Consider the following 15627-nt stretch of genomic DNA (forward strand, 5'->3'; position numbering starts at 1 on the left):
GGATTTACATGCTCCCCCCTAAAATAAGGTCTCTTCTTGAAGACATGCGGGTTGAGCGGATTCGGGGCGCCAGCTGGATGGCGCAGAAAGGGGCAGAAGCGTATCTTCTCCTGGCCGATCTGCTTGAAGGGAACGAGCTGAAGAACGCCCTCCAAGAAATGAGGGAGGAACTTCCCAAGGTTAACCCAACGATGGCGTCTCTGTACAACCTTGTCCGGTTTATCCCGGTAACTGATGATCCATATCTCCTGAAATCCCGGGCTGAGGAGTTTCTGAAGCTTATACACGAGGCAAAAAAGGAGATTGGCAACATTGGAAGTGAGCTGATTGACAACGGGGACGTTGTGATAACCCACTCCTTCTCCTCCGCGGTTCTCGAAGTATTCGCCTCCGCGAAGATGAAGGGACGGTCTTTCAGGGTTATTCTCACCGAAAGTGCCCCGGATTTCGAGGGGCTGGCGCTTGCGAACGAGCTTTCAGCCCTTGGCATCAGCTATGAGGTGATAACCGACGCTCAAGTCGGGTTGTTTTCGAAGGAGGCAACACTGGCGCTGGTTGGTGCCGACAACGTGACGCGTGACGGTGCGGTCATAAACAAAGCTGGTACCTATCCCCTAGCTCTGGCCTGCTATGACAACAGTGTCCCATTCTATGTCGCGGCAGAAAGCTTCAAGTTCCACCCAGAGCTAAATAGTGGGGACGTGGAATTAGTAGAAAGGCCCTATGCTAGAAATGGTCACAGGGTCAGAAACATCCTTTTTGACGTTACCCCCTGGAAGTACATCAGGGGAATCATAACAGAACTCGGAATTCTCGTTCCGCCAAAGGAAATATGAAGAAGAAAGAAAAGCTTCAAATCTCTCCAGCGAGCCAGAGGAGAGCACCTTTTATGAACGGCCATGTGCTCTCGATGTACCTTCCGCCGTAGCTGTCGCTGAAGCCCTTACTAGAACCGTATGCCACAATCCTGCCCTTTCCGACTTCGACTGCAGCTGCTACAATCGGCTGGCTGCCTTTCTCGTGCACAACGTTTCCGTCAGCATCAACGGCATATGACGTTTCAAAGGCCCTAATGACCCATACGGCGTCTCCTGATACCCTCAGAGTGTTTCCATTGTAGTACATCTCATGTCCATCTGGGATGAACTTTGTGATTGGAATGTTTCTGTTGTACACACCGACGTATGGGTAGTAAGGCCTGCCGCTGTTGTGATCGTCGTCCATGAGCTCTGTAATCTCAAAGGTAATGCCGTAGCCCTCGAGGAGCTTGTTGAGGCTCGGGTTTACATACTTGTACCAGTCGCCAGCGACTATCAGCCCACCGCCTTCCTCGACGTATTCTCTCAGGGCTGAAATCTCTTCGTCGGTTAGATCGTTCGCTGGATTGAGTATAACGACGACATCGTAGTCCTTTATCCTGTCGTAGGTGAGCGGCTCGTAGCTGATCTCGACGTCCCAGTTAAGCTCACTCTTTATTTTGTCTATCAGGCTGTTGACACCAACCTTGTTAACGTAGTACTGGTTGTGGGAGGCATCGATGAGGACGGAAGGTATGCTTATTGTTATGTTAGTCGTTACGTTGGTTGAAGGAGCTGGGGTGGTCTGGTTAACCGGCACTTCAGTCTGGTTGGTTGCTGTTTCATTTTCGGGAGCTGGTGATGGAGCCGGTTGGGCCATTTCTTCCTCGATCTTCTCCAATGCTGCCTCTAGTGTTGGGAGGATTTCGAGAATCTGCTCTTTGACTTCCCATCCGAGGAAGAGGGCCTTCCTTATGTGGATCATTGGTGAGAGATAGAATCCTGAAGTTCCAGCCGATGATAGGAACGTGTTGTATAGGGTGTATTCCTCGTTCACTATCTCGTAGTTCTCGTTTATCTGCTCTATTTTCTTTGCAAGCTTCGGATCGAAGTTTACTCCATAGTCCCTGAGCTTCGTGACGACTTCTGTGAAGTTAGCATATAGTCCGTTAAGGTCAGAGAGATCCTTCTGGTACTCGTTGGAGTACCTGATGAGGAGACCGAATGCCACTGAATTGGGGTTCGGGTTTACAACAAACTCGTATATCAGGGAGTCCAGCAGGCTGTTTGTGTCGTCGTATAAGTTGACTTCCACCTTCAGGGTTCCGGCCTTTCTGGGGGTATAGTAGAACATGTGGGTGTACTCTTCCTCTGACTGTAGTTCTCTTGTTACGTTGACGACAATCTCGTCGTTCATTTTGACAGTAAGGGTTACGTTGTTTGCTAGAGTGCCGTTGTTGAGTATAGTAACTGAAAATGCCCCGGTTATGCCCTCTGTAAGTGGTGTCGAAGCGTTAAGAGATGCTATCCTGATGGGGGGTACATAAACTTTGTAATCAATTGGGTACACCTCTATCACATTGTACTTGTATCCAATCCCAACAACGTATTCGAGCCTCTTTCCGGGGGTTACGTCCATTATCCCGTAGTAGTCGTAGAGGAGCAGAGAACCGGTGTCGTCGCTTATTATAACAGCTTTCCCATCAAAGTCCTCGACCTTTACCCACTCGAGCTTTACCAGCATGCTCTGGTAGCGGTCGTCCATGTCGTCAGCTTTGATCAGAACCGGTTCTGGAAGCTCCGTCTTGCCGACTACTTTATACGTGGGATCTGTTATCTCGTAGAGGCCCTTCCAGGTGTCCGTTGTTCCATTCACCTGGACAATGTCGCCGACCTCGACGTTAGGGGTGCTTCCAGTGTAAACGTATATGCCGCTGTTGGGTTCTGTGCCGTTCTGGATGAAGAAACCAGTAGTCCTTGTACCAATCACAATGCCGCTGGTGATGACGAACTTTCCATCCACCCAGTTATCCCTTATCTCTTTGATTGGCTGGTACTGTGGCCCTTCGGGAACTTCGTAGATGATTTCAAGATATGGACGTTCGTCTGTGTATTTGCTCTCTTTCGAGTTGTAACTAATGCGTTCGGTTAGTTTGCCCTCAGAGTCAGATATCAGGACAAAACTAACGATCTTGTCACCGTTGAATTCGGATTTAACAAACTCCGTAACATTCCAAACAGACCAGTGATCTCCAGCTGGATCTACAAGGTCTCTATCAAGCCACTGTCCCTCAGGAGGTTTGGTATCCCAGGTTATCGTGCTCTCATTCCAGCTGTCGTCCTGAACCGCGTAAACGCTGATATTAACGTCCTTAGAGTAGGAACCACTGTATGTGTACGCATGCAACGTTGCACTCACGATAACTGCGTTTTCTGGGAGGCCTGATAGATCGAATTTTAGGTAAGCTCTATAATTGGAGTGGTCTTGGTAGTAAGTCCCGACATATAGACCATAATACGAGCCAAAGTTTGAAGTGGGGTCACCGTCTGTAACGTACGCATCGTCCGTAGGGCTGAGCTGTACACTTGTTTGAGCTGCAGTCACTGGTTTAACCGCCCACGCGGGGATTATGCTCAGCAACAACAGAACCATCAGTACCAGTGCAGACCGTTTCACAGGACATCACCTAAGTAACAACGGCATTAGAGTATAAATAAGTTTTTCTCGACTTTTCAGTCAATTTTTGAAACTCTCTGTCCCAGTAAATTCTAAAAGGCTTGGCAGTCTATATTATTTTGGTGTTGAAAATGCCCATAACAACAAAAACCGGGGATAAGGGTCTGACAGGTCTCTTCACCGGTGACCGAGTGGCGAAGTTCTCACCGATCATGGAGGCAAACGGGACGATAGACGAACTTGACAGCTTCATCGGCGAGGCGAAGCACTACGTTCTAGAGGGGATGGTTGAAATTCTTGAGAAAATCCAGATTCAGCTCTACGACCTAATGGCTGAGCTCGCTAGCAAGGGAAAGTATTCTAAGGTCGGAGAGGAGGAGGTGAAGTGGCTTGAAGAACTCATCCACCAGTATGAAGATGAAGTCCAGCTCAAGTCCTTTGTCCTGCCCGGCTCAACAATAGCCAGCGCAAAGCTCGATGTGTGCAGGGCAATAGCGAGGAGGGCCGAGAGGAATGTTGCGAAGCTCGTCCTCGACTATGGCTTCGGCCATAACGCACTCGTATACCTCAACAGGCTCAGCGACCTGCTCTACATAATGGCGAGGGCGATTGAGAAGAGAGAGGGGAAGCTGAAAGAGGTCAAGTAATCTCTTGGCTCCCGTTCCTCTCTTTTCCATCTCCATCTCCCACATCGGCCAGCAGGACATCCTTGTGTCTCACCCAGAAGTAGGCAACGACAATCCCCATTCCAGTCCAGAGGCCGAGGGCAACCTTCCAGGCCGGAAACCTGTCGAGGAGCGGCCCGACCGCCAAGAGGCCGAGCGGACCGGAAGCGTGCATCATAACCGCCATGGCCGAAAACACCCTCCCCCTGAGCTCGCTCGGGACGGCTCTCTGTATCTTGGCGTTTAGCGGGACGTTGAAGAGGGCCTCTATGGCCCCCCAGATGACGTTTATCGTTGCCAGGAAGAGGAATGCCCCCGTTTTATCCAGGGAGGAGAGAGGACTTATCGCCCAGGTGAAGAGGAGTATCATGACCCCGTTCAGGAGGAGGGCGTGGAAGAGGTATCTTCCGGCTTTTCTGCCGAATTTTATACCAACCAGCATGTTCCCGGCGAGGGCCCCGAGCATGAACGCGCTCTCCAGGAGGCCGAACTGGTAGCTGGAGAACTTCAGAACTTCCCTGAAGGAATAGGGCATGAGAACGGCCCCGAAAGGCTGGCCAAAAGCTATCATAAACAGGGCAAAGAACATGAGCGTTCTCAGATACCTGTTCGAGAGCAGGTAGGAGATCCCCTCCCTCAAATCGTCTATAACCTGGGAGAAGCTCTCAAGCTCTCTCGTCTTCCACCCGTACCTTATGAACGCCTCGAACAGGCCGGAGCCGAAGAAGCTGGCCGCGTTGATGAGAATTGCCAGCCTTATTCCGCCCACCGCGTAGATGAAGCCGCCGAGGGCGGGGCCAACCAGCCTAGCTAGTATGTTCATTGAGGAGGTAACCGAGTTTGCCCTCTCAAGCTCGTCAGGCTCTACCAAGTCGGGGAACATCGCACTCGTTGCCGAGCCGAAAAACGCCCCCATGACGGCCATTATAACCTGAACGACTATAAGCTGGCTCAGCCCCAGCAGGTCAAAGGCCAGAACGCTGAAGAGGAGGATCCCCCTTGCAATATCGAACCAGACCATCAACTTCTTTCGGTTGTAGCGGTCTCCAACAACCCCGGCGAAGGGCATGACTATCAGAGCCGGGATCATCTCAGCTAAGATGAACGCCGTCATCATGCCCCCGCTGTGGGTCTTGTCCAGGACATAGAGGGGTAAAGCGACGTCCTGAACCGCCCAACCGAGCTGGGAAACAAAGCGTCCCACCGCGAAGAGCCAGAAGTTCTTGTTGAGGCTCATGGTTCCTCCTCCCTTTCTCCGGCTTATTCAGCATCCCTTGTCCTCTCACTCCCCTTCTACCTTCCGCGCAGGATGAGCAAAAAAGAGAGGATAGTAAATCCTTCTCACAACAATGTTGCCGTTCACCGTGCTGACCTTGACCTCGAACTCGCCCGTGCCGATAACGGGATTCTCGGGATCAGTGCCCTCAAAGGTTACCGCCCCGTTCACGCGACTGGTTCTTATCCTCGCGTCGCAGAAGTCCGAGAGGGAAAGAGTAATGCTCCCGTTCACAGTGCTTATCTTTGCGTTTCCCTCTAGCTCCTCTATCTCGACTTCCATCGGACCGTTGACGCTGCTCGCCTTCAGGGATTTCGCGAGCGCTAAGTGAGCTTTTACCCTTCCGTTCACGTTGCTTATCTCTCCTGCTTTGCAGTCTTCAACCTCTATCCTGCCGTTTACCGTTGAGACCTTCTCAAAGGAGACGTTCCTCGCCCTTATCTCCCCGTTCACGCTGGATGCAATGACGGGGACATTCCTCGGAACCTTGACGATAATCTCGGCCCAGCCGCTCTTTCCGAGCATGTTGAAGAACCTCTTCTTCGGCTTCTCCTTGATGACGAGCTTCCCTCCCCTCCGGTTGATCTCCACCCTAGCGTCCCCGTGGACAGTGTAGCTTACCTCCGCGTGGTCGTTCTCCCAGCCTTCAATCTCCACCTTGCCGTTCACGGCAGATACATCGACTTCCTTCACGTTTTCAAAGATCATTGGAATCACCCCAGATATTTCATCAGCTCGTCTATCAACTCCCTAACGCGTGCGTTGAGTTTGGTTCTGTCTATTCCAAGGCCTTCAACCATCTCAACGCCCTGCTCCTCTACTATCTCCTTCGCCTTCCTCAGAACGAGGTCGCAGGCCTCCCTGCTCTCAATAGTGTGGGTCTTCCCGCCAACGCGGATTCTAACAGTCCCGTCGCTGGCTGAGATTACAACGTCCTCTATCCTCAGCTTTGCCCGTCCTCTGCCGACGGTGACAGAGATATCGCCCGAATGAAGGGAAACGGTCTCGCCGAGGCTCAGCGTTTCGTCACCGCTCCTGTATGTTACTCTATCCCCGGAAACCTCTATAGTGTACTCCTCGGTCTGGATGGTCAGCCTGCCCCCAACTCTGGTGAGCTGGAAGCCGTTGGTGAGCTCCCTGATGGTGAGCATCTCTCCCCTGGGCTTCCACACACGGCCGTCGCGCAACCTCATGGGGCCTATCTTCACCTCCTCCCCCGCTGGAGTGCTTATGACCTCAACAAAGGGCACCTTCACGTACTCGAAGCCGTTGCCCTCGTAGACCTTCACTACTCCGAGGTCAACGACACTCCCCCTGTTCTTGTCGCGGTAGAGCCCCTCAGGGTTGATGAGCTCGTTCGCCCTCTTAACGAAGCCTGGATCTGGAGAGGTCTTCTTTACGGCAATCTTTTCCGAAGTCCATACCGCAACGGGAGAGAGGAGCTTTCTGGTGACCTTTCCTATTGGGGTGTCTGCTTCCACCGTCAGGTCTCCATCAATGACCCAACCCACAGGTTTCCTCCCGAACTTCACGGGATAGGCTTTGCCGCTTCCATTGAGCTTGACATCTCCGAAGGAAGCTCCGTTGAACTCGTAGGCCTTCTTCTCAACCTTCCAATCGAGTCTTTTCTCATCGAACTTGGTCAGGAGGAGGCCCGCTATCGAGAGAACAACGGCGTAGGCGAAAGCCGTGCCCGCTGTGATCACTGCATTCCCGCCTGTGAACGTCTCAGATAATCCAAGCCACTTCCCGAAGAACAGGAAGAGGCTCGTCCAGAAAGCTCCCTTGGCCAGCGCAAAGACAACTCCGCTTATCGTCACGCCGAGCCACTTCCCAACGCTCAGCACCTCGAAGGCGAAGATGAGCGCGATTATCGCGTAAACCATGTAGTCGTTGTAGGCCTCAAGCTTCAGCGGCCCCTTAAAGAGCCAGAGGAGTATCAGAAGGGCAGTGAGGGCCTTTAAGTATTCGGCGATCCTAAGCCTTAAACTTCTCTCTTCATCAAGACCAAACCCGTAGGTCATTCTTCCACCTCCTCAAGTGCCGTGATAATTTCAAGCAGGCGCAAAAACAAACGCCCGTTAGACGAAAGCTCATACTTCTCTCCTTTCTTCACCATTCCAGTCCTCACGAGGAGCTTGAGGTGGTGAGAAACTGTTGGGCTCTCTACCCCGAGGGCTTCCTTGATCTCCTTGAAGCCCATCGGCCCCTCCGCCAGCATCTTCAGAATCCTTATCCTGTCGGGGTTGGCGAGAGCCTTGAGGATCTTCGAGGCTTTTTCCTCATCTATTCCGGGTAAGGCCCCTCCTTCAAGCCGCTTTTTGAGACGGGCCTTTATCGAGAGCATGAGCTCGTCCACGGGATCAATGTTCTCCTCAAGCACCTCCAGCCGCTTCTTTAGCTCCTCCAGCTGGGTTCTCAAATCGTCCATGCTACCACCGGGTACAGATTTTTGTAGTACAATTTTCTGTACTTAATTGGCCAAGTGGGTATATAAAAGTTTATCGGTTGGCAGAGAAGCGCTACCAGCCAACAGAAAAAGAGGGAGATAAAACACAAGCACCCACTAAAATTCAGGGGTTGGTTCATAGACTCCGCTCAGGATCTTGTATGTGGGAGAAGAACTGCTCCAATCGAAAATCAAGAAGAGAAAACTGGAAAAGGGGCAGAGACTTCAAACGTGCCTGGTGTAGAGGGTCTTCCTGCCTTCAGCTTGGGCCCTCTTGATGGCCTTCTCGACGAGGGCCTTGACCTCAGCCTCGAGGGCGTCGTAGAACTCCGGGCTGACCCTCATCTCGGGGTCGACGCTCTTGACGAACTCCTTAACCTTGGACTTAACAAGCATCTCAGCCATGGCTAACACCTCCTTATTGGCCTTTGAGGCCGATAACTGTGCACCTTTGACCTTTATAACTCTTCCTCTTCTGAGCCCCAGAAAAGATTAAATCAGATTAGGGAGTACTTATCTCGGTGAGCGGATGAGGGTCGTTCTCATAGACGGCGAACACTATCCAGATGTTACTAGATGGGCAATTCAGAAGCTTGGTGATGTCTGCTGTGCTGTTTTCTTAGGAGGAACAGAGAAGATAGGCAGTTTAAAGGCGCTCGAGGAAAAAATCGGCGTTCCTCTATACCATTCTCCCAACTATCTGGATTCACTCAAGAGAGCGGTCATCGAGAACGACGCTAATGAAGTTGTCGATTTAAGTGACGAACCAGTCCTGACGTACGAAGACCGGTTTAGAATAGCTTCTCTCTGCATGTTCCTAGGGGTTACTTACAGGGGAGCCGATTTTACTTTCACGCCGAAACCACTAAAGAAACCCAGAAAGCCAAGCATATCAATCATAGGAACAGGGAAGAGGGTTGGAAAGACAGCTGTTAGCGGGTTTGTGGCGAGAACCCTCAAAGAAGTTGCACGCCCGGTCATCGTGACGATGGGCAGAGGAGGCCCTGAAGAGCCCGAACTCATAGACGGCGAGAAAATTGAGATAACCCCCCAGTTCCTTCTCAAAGTAGCGGAGGAAGGGAAACATGCTGCCTCGGATCACTTTGAGGACGCTTTGACTTCAGGGGTGACGACCATCGGTTGCCGGAGATGTGGCGGTGGAATGGCGGGCTTCCCATTCTTTGACGTTGTGGACAGAGGTGTTGAGCTCGCTGAGAGCCTTCCCCATGACCTCATAATCCTCGAGGGAAGCGGGGCAACGTTCCCAGCCTACAGGGCTGATGCGTACATTCTCATAATCGGCGGAAGGCAGAAAACGGAGTTCCTGCGGGGCTACTTCGGGCCGTTTAGAATAGCTCTCGCAGACTTGATAGTCGTAACCATGTCCGACGAAATAAGCCCTGAGAAGAGAGAAGAAATCAGAAAAATCGTTGAGAAAATAAACCCAAAAGCTGATTTGCACTTCACGGCGTTCCTTCCAAGGCCCCTGGGCAAGGTTTCTGGCAAAAGGCTCGGTTTAGTCATGACATCTCAGAGCGCATTACCCAAGGCTAAGGAACACCTTGAGAAGCTTGGGGCAGAGGTCGTTGCAACTTCAGGAAACCTATCGAACAGGCTGAAGCTGAGAGAAGACCTAGAGAAGTTTAGAGGTATCGATGCCGTGGCGGTGGAGCTCAAGGCGGCGGCCGTTGATGTGGTGACGAAGTGGGCGCTGGAGAGGGGCATCGGGGTTATATACCTTGACAACGAACCCGTGAATATAGACGGCAAAGACCTGAGGAAATCAGTCTTGGAGCTTGGAAAAAGAGTCCTGGGGAGGAGACCATGATTATAGTAACGGACAGTGAGAGGAGGGTTAGGCTCCCCTTCTCAAGGGGTATACTCACACGCTCTATAACGCTCGCTGGAATAGATGTGGGTATAGCCTACGCCATAGCCACTGAGGTTCAGAAGGAGCTCGAACGGAAGGGGAAGAAGTCGGTAACCACCGACGAGATAAGGGAACTGACATACCAGAAGCTCCTTGAAAAAGGTCTTAGAGAGGAGGCTAAGAGGTATCTCTTCTGGCGCGAGCTGAGGAAGAGAAAGGTCAGGCTGACGGTTCTTCTTGGCGGAGCAACCGGAGTTGGGAAGTCCACGATAGCGACCGAGCTGGCCTTCAGGCTTGGGATACGGAGCATAATCGGGACTGACACGATAAGGGAGGTTATGAGGAAAATAATAGCCAAGGAGCTTCTCCCAGACATCCACGTTTCTTCCTTCCTTGCCGAAAATGTAGTAAAAGCCCCCAGAAACTCTGACCCGCTCATCTACGGCTTTGAGACCCAGGTTAAGCACGTTTCAGTTGGAATAAAGGCCGTCCTCGAGAGAGCAAGGAGGGAAGGTCTAAACACCCTGATAGAGGGCATCCACGTCGTTCCCGGCTTTGTTGAGCCAAGAGAAGACGAGTTTATGTACATAATCGCGGTGCTGAAGAAAGAGCACCTCATAGCCCACTTCTACGAGCGCGCCCGATACTCCCAGAGGAACGCAGAAAAGTACGTTAAACACGTGGACAGGATAATGCGCATCCAGGAGTACCTTGTTGAGCGGGCAAGAGAGCATGGAATCCCCGTTATTGAGAACGTGGAGCTTGAGAGCACCGTTTCCACGATTCTCGCTGACATGATGAAAAAGCTGGAAGAAAAGGGAGTTTAGGTCTTTTTCCTCTTCCAAATCCCGAGGAGCTTCCTGCTGCCCCACGTGGACTGCACCTCCCAGACGACTACCATGTTCGTATAAATGTCAACCAGGTTGAAGCTGTTTCCAAACGGGTTCCTGTGGAGCTCCCAGCTGACCGATCCAGCGTTGACTATTGGAGTGTTCTCTATCTTCACTCCGAAGGCGTTTCCGCCGTGGCCAGTAAGGACCAGCTCCGTCCCCTCATCGGTCAGAACCTTCAGGACGTCCCCAGCATCCTCGAGGAAGCCTATCTCCCTGCTCCTTGGAATGGGAATGACGTTGTGGTGCATGACCACTATCCTGAACTTGCCTTCGTATTCTCTGAGCGCGTTCCTGAGCTTCCTCTGCCCCATCCTTCCTACAACACCGATCGGCGTCTCGTACTGGGCGCTGAGAACCGGAATGATGGCAATATCTCCTAGTTCGAGGACTTCTGGTTCCCCAAAGTACTCCTGGAAGAGCTCGTGCCCGAGGTATGTTATATCGTTGTGACCCGGGACGAGGAGTTTTTGAGGCTTCACGAGCTGGTAGTACTCATAGGCCTTCTCATAGTACCTTTCAATTCCTGCATCCACCATGTCCCCGTTGTGCACCACCAGGTCGGGCTTCAGCCTCTCGTTGATCATCCTGACAACGTTCTCAAGGGTCTTTCTCCTGAAGTAGACCCTGTCAGAGACGTTGCTCTCGCTCATCTGGACTATCCTAAAAAGCCTCCTTCCGGAGGGCACGAATATCTTGGGCTTTACGGGCTTGTGCTCCTTTGCAGCCTCGTCTCCAGTAACGCGTCTTATGGTCACCCTGACCCTGCCGTCGTCGTAGAGCTCTATTATGTTGTAGCTGTTCACGTCGCCCTTCCTAGTCTTCCTGCACGATGTACATCCCGCGTTGTCTATGACTAAGTCCTCAACGCGGTAAACGTTGGGCACGTGCTTGTGGCCGCAGGTGTAGAGGGTAACCCCATGCCGTAGGAGGAGGTCTAAAACATCTCCTGCATTGAACAGGACGTTTCTCTCCCTCCCCGTATCGGGAAGCGGAACGAGGTGGTGGTGGGCAGCGACGATCTTGAACTTCCTGTCTGAATATTCCTCAAGCCTCTCCTTCAGCCAGCGGAACTTGTGGCCGCCTATCCGTCCATCGCTCAGGTCTGGTATCGTCGAGTCTACCCAGATGACGACGCCGTTCCTGAACTCATAGACTCCGTTGAGAGGACCGATAAAGTCCTCAAAGAGTTTGTACCCCACGTTCCTGACGTCGTGGTTGCCCGGCAGAACAACTAGCGGCTTCTGGATTTTCTTGAGCTGATAGGCCGCCTGCTCGTACTCTTCTCGAAGTCCCTGATTGGTGATATCTCCTGTATGGATAACGAAGTCAAAGTTGCCTCGATTGATCTCCTCGACGATGAGGTCGAAGGCGTAGCCCTTAAAGGCTCCCTCATTGGTGATGTGGGTGTCGCTTATGTGGGCTATCCGTATCATACCCATCACTCCGCGGCTATGGCCGTTTCAAGCCTTCTCCTGCTCGCCTCAAGGAGGTCGCTTATCGAGAATATACCCACTATCTTCCCATCCTCCTCGACGAGAATGTGTTTGATGCCCTTCTTTGATAGTATGTCAAGGACTTCACCTACGGAGGCAGTTGAGGGCACGGTTACAAGGTCTTTTGTCATTATCTCCTTTACGGGGGTGGTGTTCGGTAAGCCCGGGATAACGAGCCTCTTGATTATGTCGCCCTTGGTTAGGAACCCCACAACGTTGCCCTCATCATTAACCACGACGAGAGAGCCTATGTCGAACTCGACCATTACTTCCCCTGCCCTCTTCACCGTGTCGTCGGGCCTCACTCCTATCAACTTTTTAGTCATATACACCCTTATGGGCGCCCTAAGGTCCACAGGCATCACCCAGCGAGAAGCGTTCGAGTTTATCTCCGCTTATTGAAATAGCAGTTCCGTTGTTGAGTGTCTTCCACCGGGCTTCATGGTACAGCTCCAGCGTGGATGAGGCCACTGCATACAGGCCGTTGTTCTTGAGCTCTATGAGCCTAGCGTAGTTCCAGTCATCGAGGCTGTGCGCGTACTTGTTCACCATGTAGGATGTTATAAACGCGCTCCAGCTCCCATCGGGCAGTAAAAACAGAGTCCCTGTGTTCAGGGTGGTTCTGGTAGTTTCGAGTCCGAGTATGAACCTCCTGGAAATCTCTTTGGGGGTGGTGTTATCTATGGTTTTGGATAGATACGTGGCGAAGACGTAGCTGTCCGAGGCATTGACTAGCTCTTCTCCCTTAAACCCCGCTTTCCAGATGAGTGCTTCCTTGTCCAGATCGCCGTTGTGCATGAACCAGAAGGAGAAACCGTGTTTTGTGGAGAACTGGAACGGCTGGACGTTAAAGAGCGTCTTTCCACCTTGCGAAGCGGCCCTGGCATGGGCCATCAGCACGACTTCAGAATCGTCTTCTATGAGGGAATTAAGCAGGTTCTCAGCATGGGGGTCGTTGAATACCGGCAGAACCGATCTGTAGTGTGTGGCGTTTTCTTCCTTCAGAAGGATGTACCCCCAGCCGTCGGGGTGTTGGGTCTTCTTGTTCCTCTTCTCCCTATACGGGTCTTTTTGGGCGGATTTTACTAGGGCATCAAAAAGGGGGGCGACGTCATGCCCCTTACCGCGGGCAAAGAGTACTCTGCACATATTTTCACTCACCGCATGTTTTACGGCATCAGACCACAAAAGCTTTTAGGTCATGAGATGAGTCTGAGCCATGATGCAAGGGCTTGAGAGTGCAGTGCTGACTGTAATGTCCCGCATTGGCAAACACCGCTCCCTCTACGAGAAAAATGAAGAGGCCGTGAAACAGCACCTCATCGGGGAGATAATGACGGCCCTCGGCTGGGATTGGAACAACCCCGAGGAAGTCCGGCCGGAAGAGAGAACCGAGGATGGAAGGGCAGACTATGCGCTCTTCCTGAACGGTGAGACAGTGGCGTTCCTTGAAGCTAAAAACCTCGGCGTTAACATTCTGAAGAGGGACGAACCACTGAGACAGCTCGCAAGGTACTGCTTCAGCAGGGGGGTTAAGTACGGGATACTGAGCAACGGGGCAGTATGGATAGCCCTGAAGGCCTTTGCGGAGGGGACTTCGCTGAAAGACAGGGTTCTCTTCGTCGTAAACCTTGAGGAGGAACCTCTGGAGAGGGCCGTTCTCAAGCTCTCCCTGTTCTCGAAGGAGAACCTGCCAAAAGTGGAGAAGCTGGCGATTCTTCTGAAGGCATTGGAGACAGCCTACGGTGCGCTTGTTTCTGAGGGCTTTTCAGGAGATTCCCTCCTCCACTACCTGCAGGCAAGGGGCCCGGCTTTATTGCCTGTTTCGGCCTTAAGCGGTGGGGAAGTTGTGAAGGCCCTTTATATCTACGAGGATGGATGGAAGCCCGTTCCTCTGGGTGACAGGACACCCAAAGGTGTTCTCTTAGCTGTCCTGGACTACCTCGAGGCCCGCTCAGGGGGCAGAAAGGCCGAGGAAGTTCGGAAGGTAAAAAGGTTCCTGAGCAGTGCGGACATTCCCGAGGAGAAGATACTCACGATCCTCCGGGGAATCGAAGAGGACGAAGGACTTAAGCTGGCGGTGGAGCTATGAAGCTCGTTATGAATGAAAAGGACGTTCACAAGATAATTGAACTTGCTAAGAAAAGTCCCATAGAAGTCTGCGGCTTCCTCCTTGGCAGAAAGGTGGGAAATACCCTGACCGTGGAAGAAGCTAGGGAGACCCGAAACAGGCTTAACTCGCCGGTAGAATTTGAGATAGACCCTCTGGAAATTGCAGAGGTTCTGGACGAAGCTGAAGAGAAAGGACTTGAAATCGTTGGTATCTTTCACTCCCACCTCAAATGTCCGCCCATGCCCTCCGGAAAAGACCTCAAGGGCATGAACCTGTGGCGAAACGTCTGGCTCATAGTGACTCCTTCGGGAGAATTTCGTGCTTGGACAATTGAAAACGGTGAATTGAAAGAACTGGAAGTTGAAATAAGGTAACTATCCCTCAAAGACCTTCCACAGTTCGTCTGTTTCTGGCCTCGGGAAGGGCCGTCCTTCACCATTGACCACTGCGACCCTCTTCTCTTCCGCTAGGAACTCGCCGATTATGGCCGCGTTTATCCCCCTCGAAAGGAGTATCTCAGCGAGGGCCTTTGCACGATCCCTGCTCACCGCTATAAGGAGAGAGCCAGAACCGATGAGAGCTAGTGGGTTCAGGCTGTAGTACTTACAGATAGCCTTCGTCTCATCCCTTATGGGGATTTTGTCGGGGAAAACTCTGAATCCCAAACCGGCTGAATCCGCCATCTCGTGGAGGCCGTTGGCTATTCCCCCCTCCGTCGGGTCGTGCATGGCATTGACACCAAACTCTGCCGCCAGAATTGCTTCAGGAACGACGCTGATGTAGTCTATAAGCGAGGCTGCCTTCTCAACGAAGTCCTTCCCGAATATCCCTGCCAGCTCTTCCCCCTTCTCCCGTGCTATTATTGAAGTCCCCTCCAGGCCGGCCCACTTGGTCATGACTATCGCGTCGCCGGGTTTTGCCCCATCGGGCCTGACAAGCTTTCCCCTCTCAACCTCACCGAGCATCGTCCCGATAACTATCGGTCTGTCGAGGTTAGGCGTTACCTCAGTGTGGCCCCCTATAATCGCTACACCAAGCTTCTTTGCCTCCCTGTCAATCTCGCCCATTATCCTCTCCGGAAGTCTCTCGTTAGACCCTTCAGGCAGGAGTATCGTGAGTAAAAACCACTTTGGCCTCGCTCCCGCAACGGCGACGTCATTTGCGTTGACATGAACCGCGTAGAAGCCAATGTCCTCGACTGCCCCAGTTATTGGGTCGGTTGAGGCTACCAAGACCTTCTCGCCGAAGTCTACGGCTCCAAAATCTATTCCCTTACCAGGGCCGAGCAGAACCCTGGGGTCGCTCGCACCAAGTTTGTTAAAAAGCTTCTCAAGCACCTCTGGTGGTATCTTTCCTGGTGGGAGCATCCTCAATCACCCGTTTTTATCCATTTA

General features: G+C 52.2%; 16 protein-coding genes. 6 read left to right on the plus strand and 10 right to left on the minus strand.

The annotated features are described in order from the left end of the window. Positions 1 to 8: 8 nt before the first annotated feature. Positions 9 to 836, plus strand: a complete 828-nt coding sequence (locus A0127_RS09990) for a translation initiation factor eIF-2B alpha/beta/delta subunit family protein (protein WP_062390771.1) — start codon at positions 9 to 11, stop codon at positions 834 to 836. Between the two features lie 16 nt (positions 837 to 852). On the opposite strand, the gene A0127_RS09995 is transcribed toward A0127_RS09990, so the two are convergent. After that, positions 853 to 3474 carry a DNRLRE domain-containing protein gene (locus tag A0127_RS09995; protein ID WP_062390773.1) on the minus strand — a complete coding sequence of 874 codons (2622 nt, stop codon included), beginning with the start codon at positions 3472 to 3474 and terminating at the stop codon, positions 853 to 855. 131 nt (positions 3475 to 3605) lie between these two features. On the opposite strand from A0127_RS09995, the gene A0127_RS10000 reads away from it, so the two are divergent. Continuing rightward, entirely contained in the window at positions 3606 to 4121 is a 516-nt protein-coding gene (locus A0127_RS10000; protein ID WP_062390775.1) for a cob(I)yrinic acid a,c-diamide adenosyltransferase, read from the plus strand. Here the strand turns inward: A0127_RS10000 and A0127_RS10005 are convergent. From A0127_RS10005 to A0127_RS10025, 5 genes are all read right to left on the minus strand, one after another. Next, the gene (locus tag A0127_RS10005; protein WP_062390776.1) at positions 4114 to 5376 is read right to left on the minus strand and encodes an MFS transporter; all 1263 of its coding nucleotides are present in this window, start codon (positions 5374 to 5376) and stop codon (positions 4114 to 4116) included. The two genes, A0127_RS10000 and A0127_RS10005, sit on opposite strands and share 8 nt — an antisense overlap. 45 nt (positions 5377 to 5421) lie before the next feature. Further along, positions 5422 to 6123: a DUF4097 family beta strand repeat-containing protein gene (locus A0127_RS10010; protein ID WP_062390778.1), complete on the minus strand. Its 702-nt coding sequence runs from the start codon at positions 6121 to 6123 to the stop codon at positions 5422 to 5424. Positions 6124 to 6128: 5 nt separating this feature from the next. Next, a complete protein-coding gene (locus tag A0127_RS10015; RefSeq protein ID WP_062390780.1) occupies positions 6129 to 7439 on the minus strand; it encodes a hypothetical protein in 1311 nt (436 codons plus the stop codon). Next, complete coding sequence (locus A0127_RS10020; protein WP_062390782.1) at positions 7436 to 7846, minus strand: ArsR/SmtB family transcription factor; 411 nt, start codon at positions 7844 to 7846, stop codon at positions 7436 to 7438. Before A0127_RS10020 ends, A0127_RS10015 begins: the two co-directional genes overlap by 4 nt. A gap of 243 nt (positions 7847 to 8089) precedes the next feature. Beyond that, positions 8090 to 8269 carry a hypothetical protein gene (locus A0127_RS10025; RefSeq protein WP_054841497.1) on the minus strand — a complete coding sequence of 60 codons (180 nt, stop codon included), beginning with the start codon at positions 8267 to 8269 and terminating at the stop codon, positions 8090 to 8092. Between the two features lie 124 nt (positions 8270 to 8393). Here A0127_RS10025 and A0127_RS10030 point away from each other — a divergent pair, with 124 nt between their 5' ends. Together A0127_RS10030 and A0127_RS10035 are read left to right on the plus strand one after the other, a co-directional pair. Then, the gene (locus tag A0127_RS10030) at positions 8394 to 9692 is read left to right on the plus strand and encodes a CobW family GTP-binding protein (RefSeq protein ID WP_062390784.1); all 1299 of its coding nucleotides are present in this window, start codon (positions 8394 to 8396) and stop codon (positions 9690 to 9692) included. Next, positions 9689 to 10561: a 2-phosphoglycerate kinase gene (locus A0127_RS10035; RefSeq protein WP_062390786.1), complete on the plus strand. Its 873-nt coding sequence runs from the start codon at positions 9689 to 9691 to the stop codon at positions 10559 to 10561. The genes A0127_RS10030 and A0127_RS10035 overlap by 4 nt, the downstream gene beginning before the upstream one ends. On the opposite strand, the gene A0127_RS10040 is transcribed toward A0127_RS10035, so the two are convergent. Genes A0127_RS10040 through A0127_RS10050 form a run of 3 tightly spaced genes read right to left on the minus strand, consistent with a single transcriptional unit; the run spans position 10558 to position 13281 of the window. Continuing rightward, complete coding sequence (locus A0127_RS10040) at positions 10558 to 12060, minus strand: metallophosphoesterase family protein (RefSeq protein ID WP_197463609.1); 1503 nt, start codon at positions 12058 to 12060, stop codon at positions 10558 to 10560. The two genes, A0127_RS10035 and A0127_RS10040, sit on opposite strands and share 4 nt — an antisense overlap. A 5-nt stretch (positions 12061 to 12065) precedes the next feature. Continuing rightward, complete coding sequence (locus A0127_RS10045) at positions 12066 to 12476, minus strand: CBS domain-containing protein (protein ID WP_062390787.1); 411 nt, start codon at positions 12474 to 12476, stop codon at positions 12066 to 12068. Then, entirely contained in the window at positions 12466 to 13281 is an 816-nt protein-coding gene (locus A0127_RS10050; protein ID WP_156471206.1) for a class II glutamine amidotransferase, read from the minus strand. Before A0127_RS10050 ends, A0127_RS10045 begins: the two co-directional genes overlap by 11 nt. Before the next feature lie 61 nt (positions 13282 to 13342). Here A0127_RS10050 and A0127_RS10055 point away from each other — a divergent pair, with 61 nt between their 5' ends. Both A0127_RS10055 and A0127_RS10060 read left to right on the plus strand, forming a co-directional pair. Continuing rightward, positions 13343 to 14212: a type I restriction endonuclease gene (locus A0127_RS10055; protein ID WP_062390936.1), complete on the plus strand. Its 870-nt coding sequence runs from the start codon at positions 13343 to 13345 to the stop codon at positions 14210 to 14212. Then, a complete protein-coding gene (locus A0127_RS10060; RefSeq protein ID WP_054841501.1) occupies positions 14209 to 14607 on the plus strand; it encodes a M67 family metallopeptidase in 399 nt (132 codons plus the stop codon). Before A0127_RS10055 ends, A0127_RS10060 begins: the two co-directional genes overlap by 4 nt. Here A0127_RS10060 and A0127_RS10065 read toward each other — a convergent pair whose 3' ends face one another. Further along, on the minus strand, positions 14608 to 15600 hold the full coding sequence (locus A0127_RS10065; protein ID WP_062390791.1) for an AIR synthase family protein: 993 nt from the start codon (positions 15598 to 15600) through the stop codon (positions 14608 to 14610). It lies immediately after the preceding gene. Positions 15601 to 15627: the final 27 nt, after the last annotated feature.

The sequence above is a fragment of the Thermococcus peptonophilus genome, assembly GCF_001592435.1.
Taxonomy (GTDB): Archaea; Methanobacteriota_B; Thermococci; order Thermococcales; family Thermococcaceae; genus Thermococcus; species Thermococcus peptonophilus.

Coding starts and splice junctions, on each gene's coding strand:
- A0127_RS09990 (WP_062390771.1), top strand. CDS start 9: ATGCTCCCCCCTAAAATAAGGTCTCTTCTTGAAGACATGCGGGTTGAG.
- A0127_RS10000 (WP_062390775.1), top strand. CDS start 3,606: ATGCCCATAACAACAAAAACCGGGGATAAGGGTCTGACAGGTCTCTTC.
- A0127_RS10005 (WP_062390776.1), bottom strand. CDS start 5,376: ATGAGCCTCAACAAGAACTTCTGGCTCTTCGCGGTGGGACGCTTTGTT.
- A0127_RS10010 (WP_062390778.1), bottom strand. CDS start 6,123: ATGATCTTTGAAAACGTGAAGGAAGTCGATGTATCTGCCGTGAACGGC.
- A0127_RS10015 (WP_062390780.1), bottom strand. CDS start 7,439: ATGACCTACGGGTTTGGTCTTGATGAAGAGAGAAGTTTAAGGCTTAGG.
- A0127_RS10020 (WP_062390782.1), bottom strand. CDS start 7,846: ATGGACGATTTGAGAACCCAGCTGGAGGAGCTAAAGAAGCGGCTGGAG.
- A0127_RS10025 (WP_054841497.1), bottom strand. CDS start 8,269: ATGGCTGAGATGCTTGTTAAGTCCAAGGTTAAGGAGTTCGTCAAGAGC.
- A0127_RS10030 (WP_062390784.1), top strand. CDS start 8,394: ATGAGGGTCGTTCTCATAGACGGCGAACACTATCCAGATGTTACTAGA.
- A0127_RS10035 (WP_062390786.1), top strand. CDS start 9,689: ATGATTATAGTAACGGACAGTGAGAGGAGGGTTAGGCTCCCCTTCTCA.
- A0127_RS10040 (WP_197463609.1), bottom strand. CDS start 12,060: ATGATACGGATAGCCCACATAAGCGACACCCACATCACCAATGAGGGA.
- A0127_RS10055 (WP_062390936.1), top strand. CDS start 13,343: ATGCAAGGGCTTGAGAGTGCAGTGCTGACTGTAATGTCCCGCATTGGC.
- A0127_RS10060 (WP_054841501.1), top strand. CDS start 14,209: ATGAAGCTCGTTATGAATGAAAAGGACGTTCACAAGATAATTGAACTT.
- A0127_RS10065 (WP_062390791.1), bottom strand. CDS start 15,600: ATGCTCCCACCAGGAAAGATACCACCAGAGGTGCTTGAGAAGCTTTTT.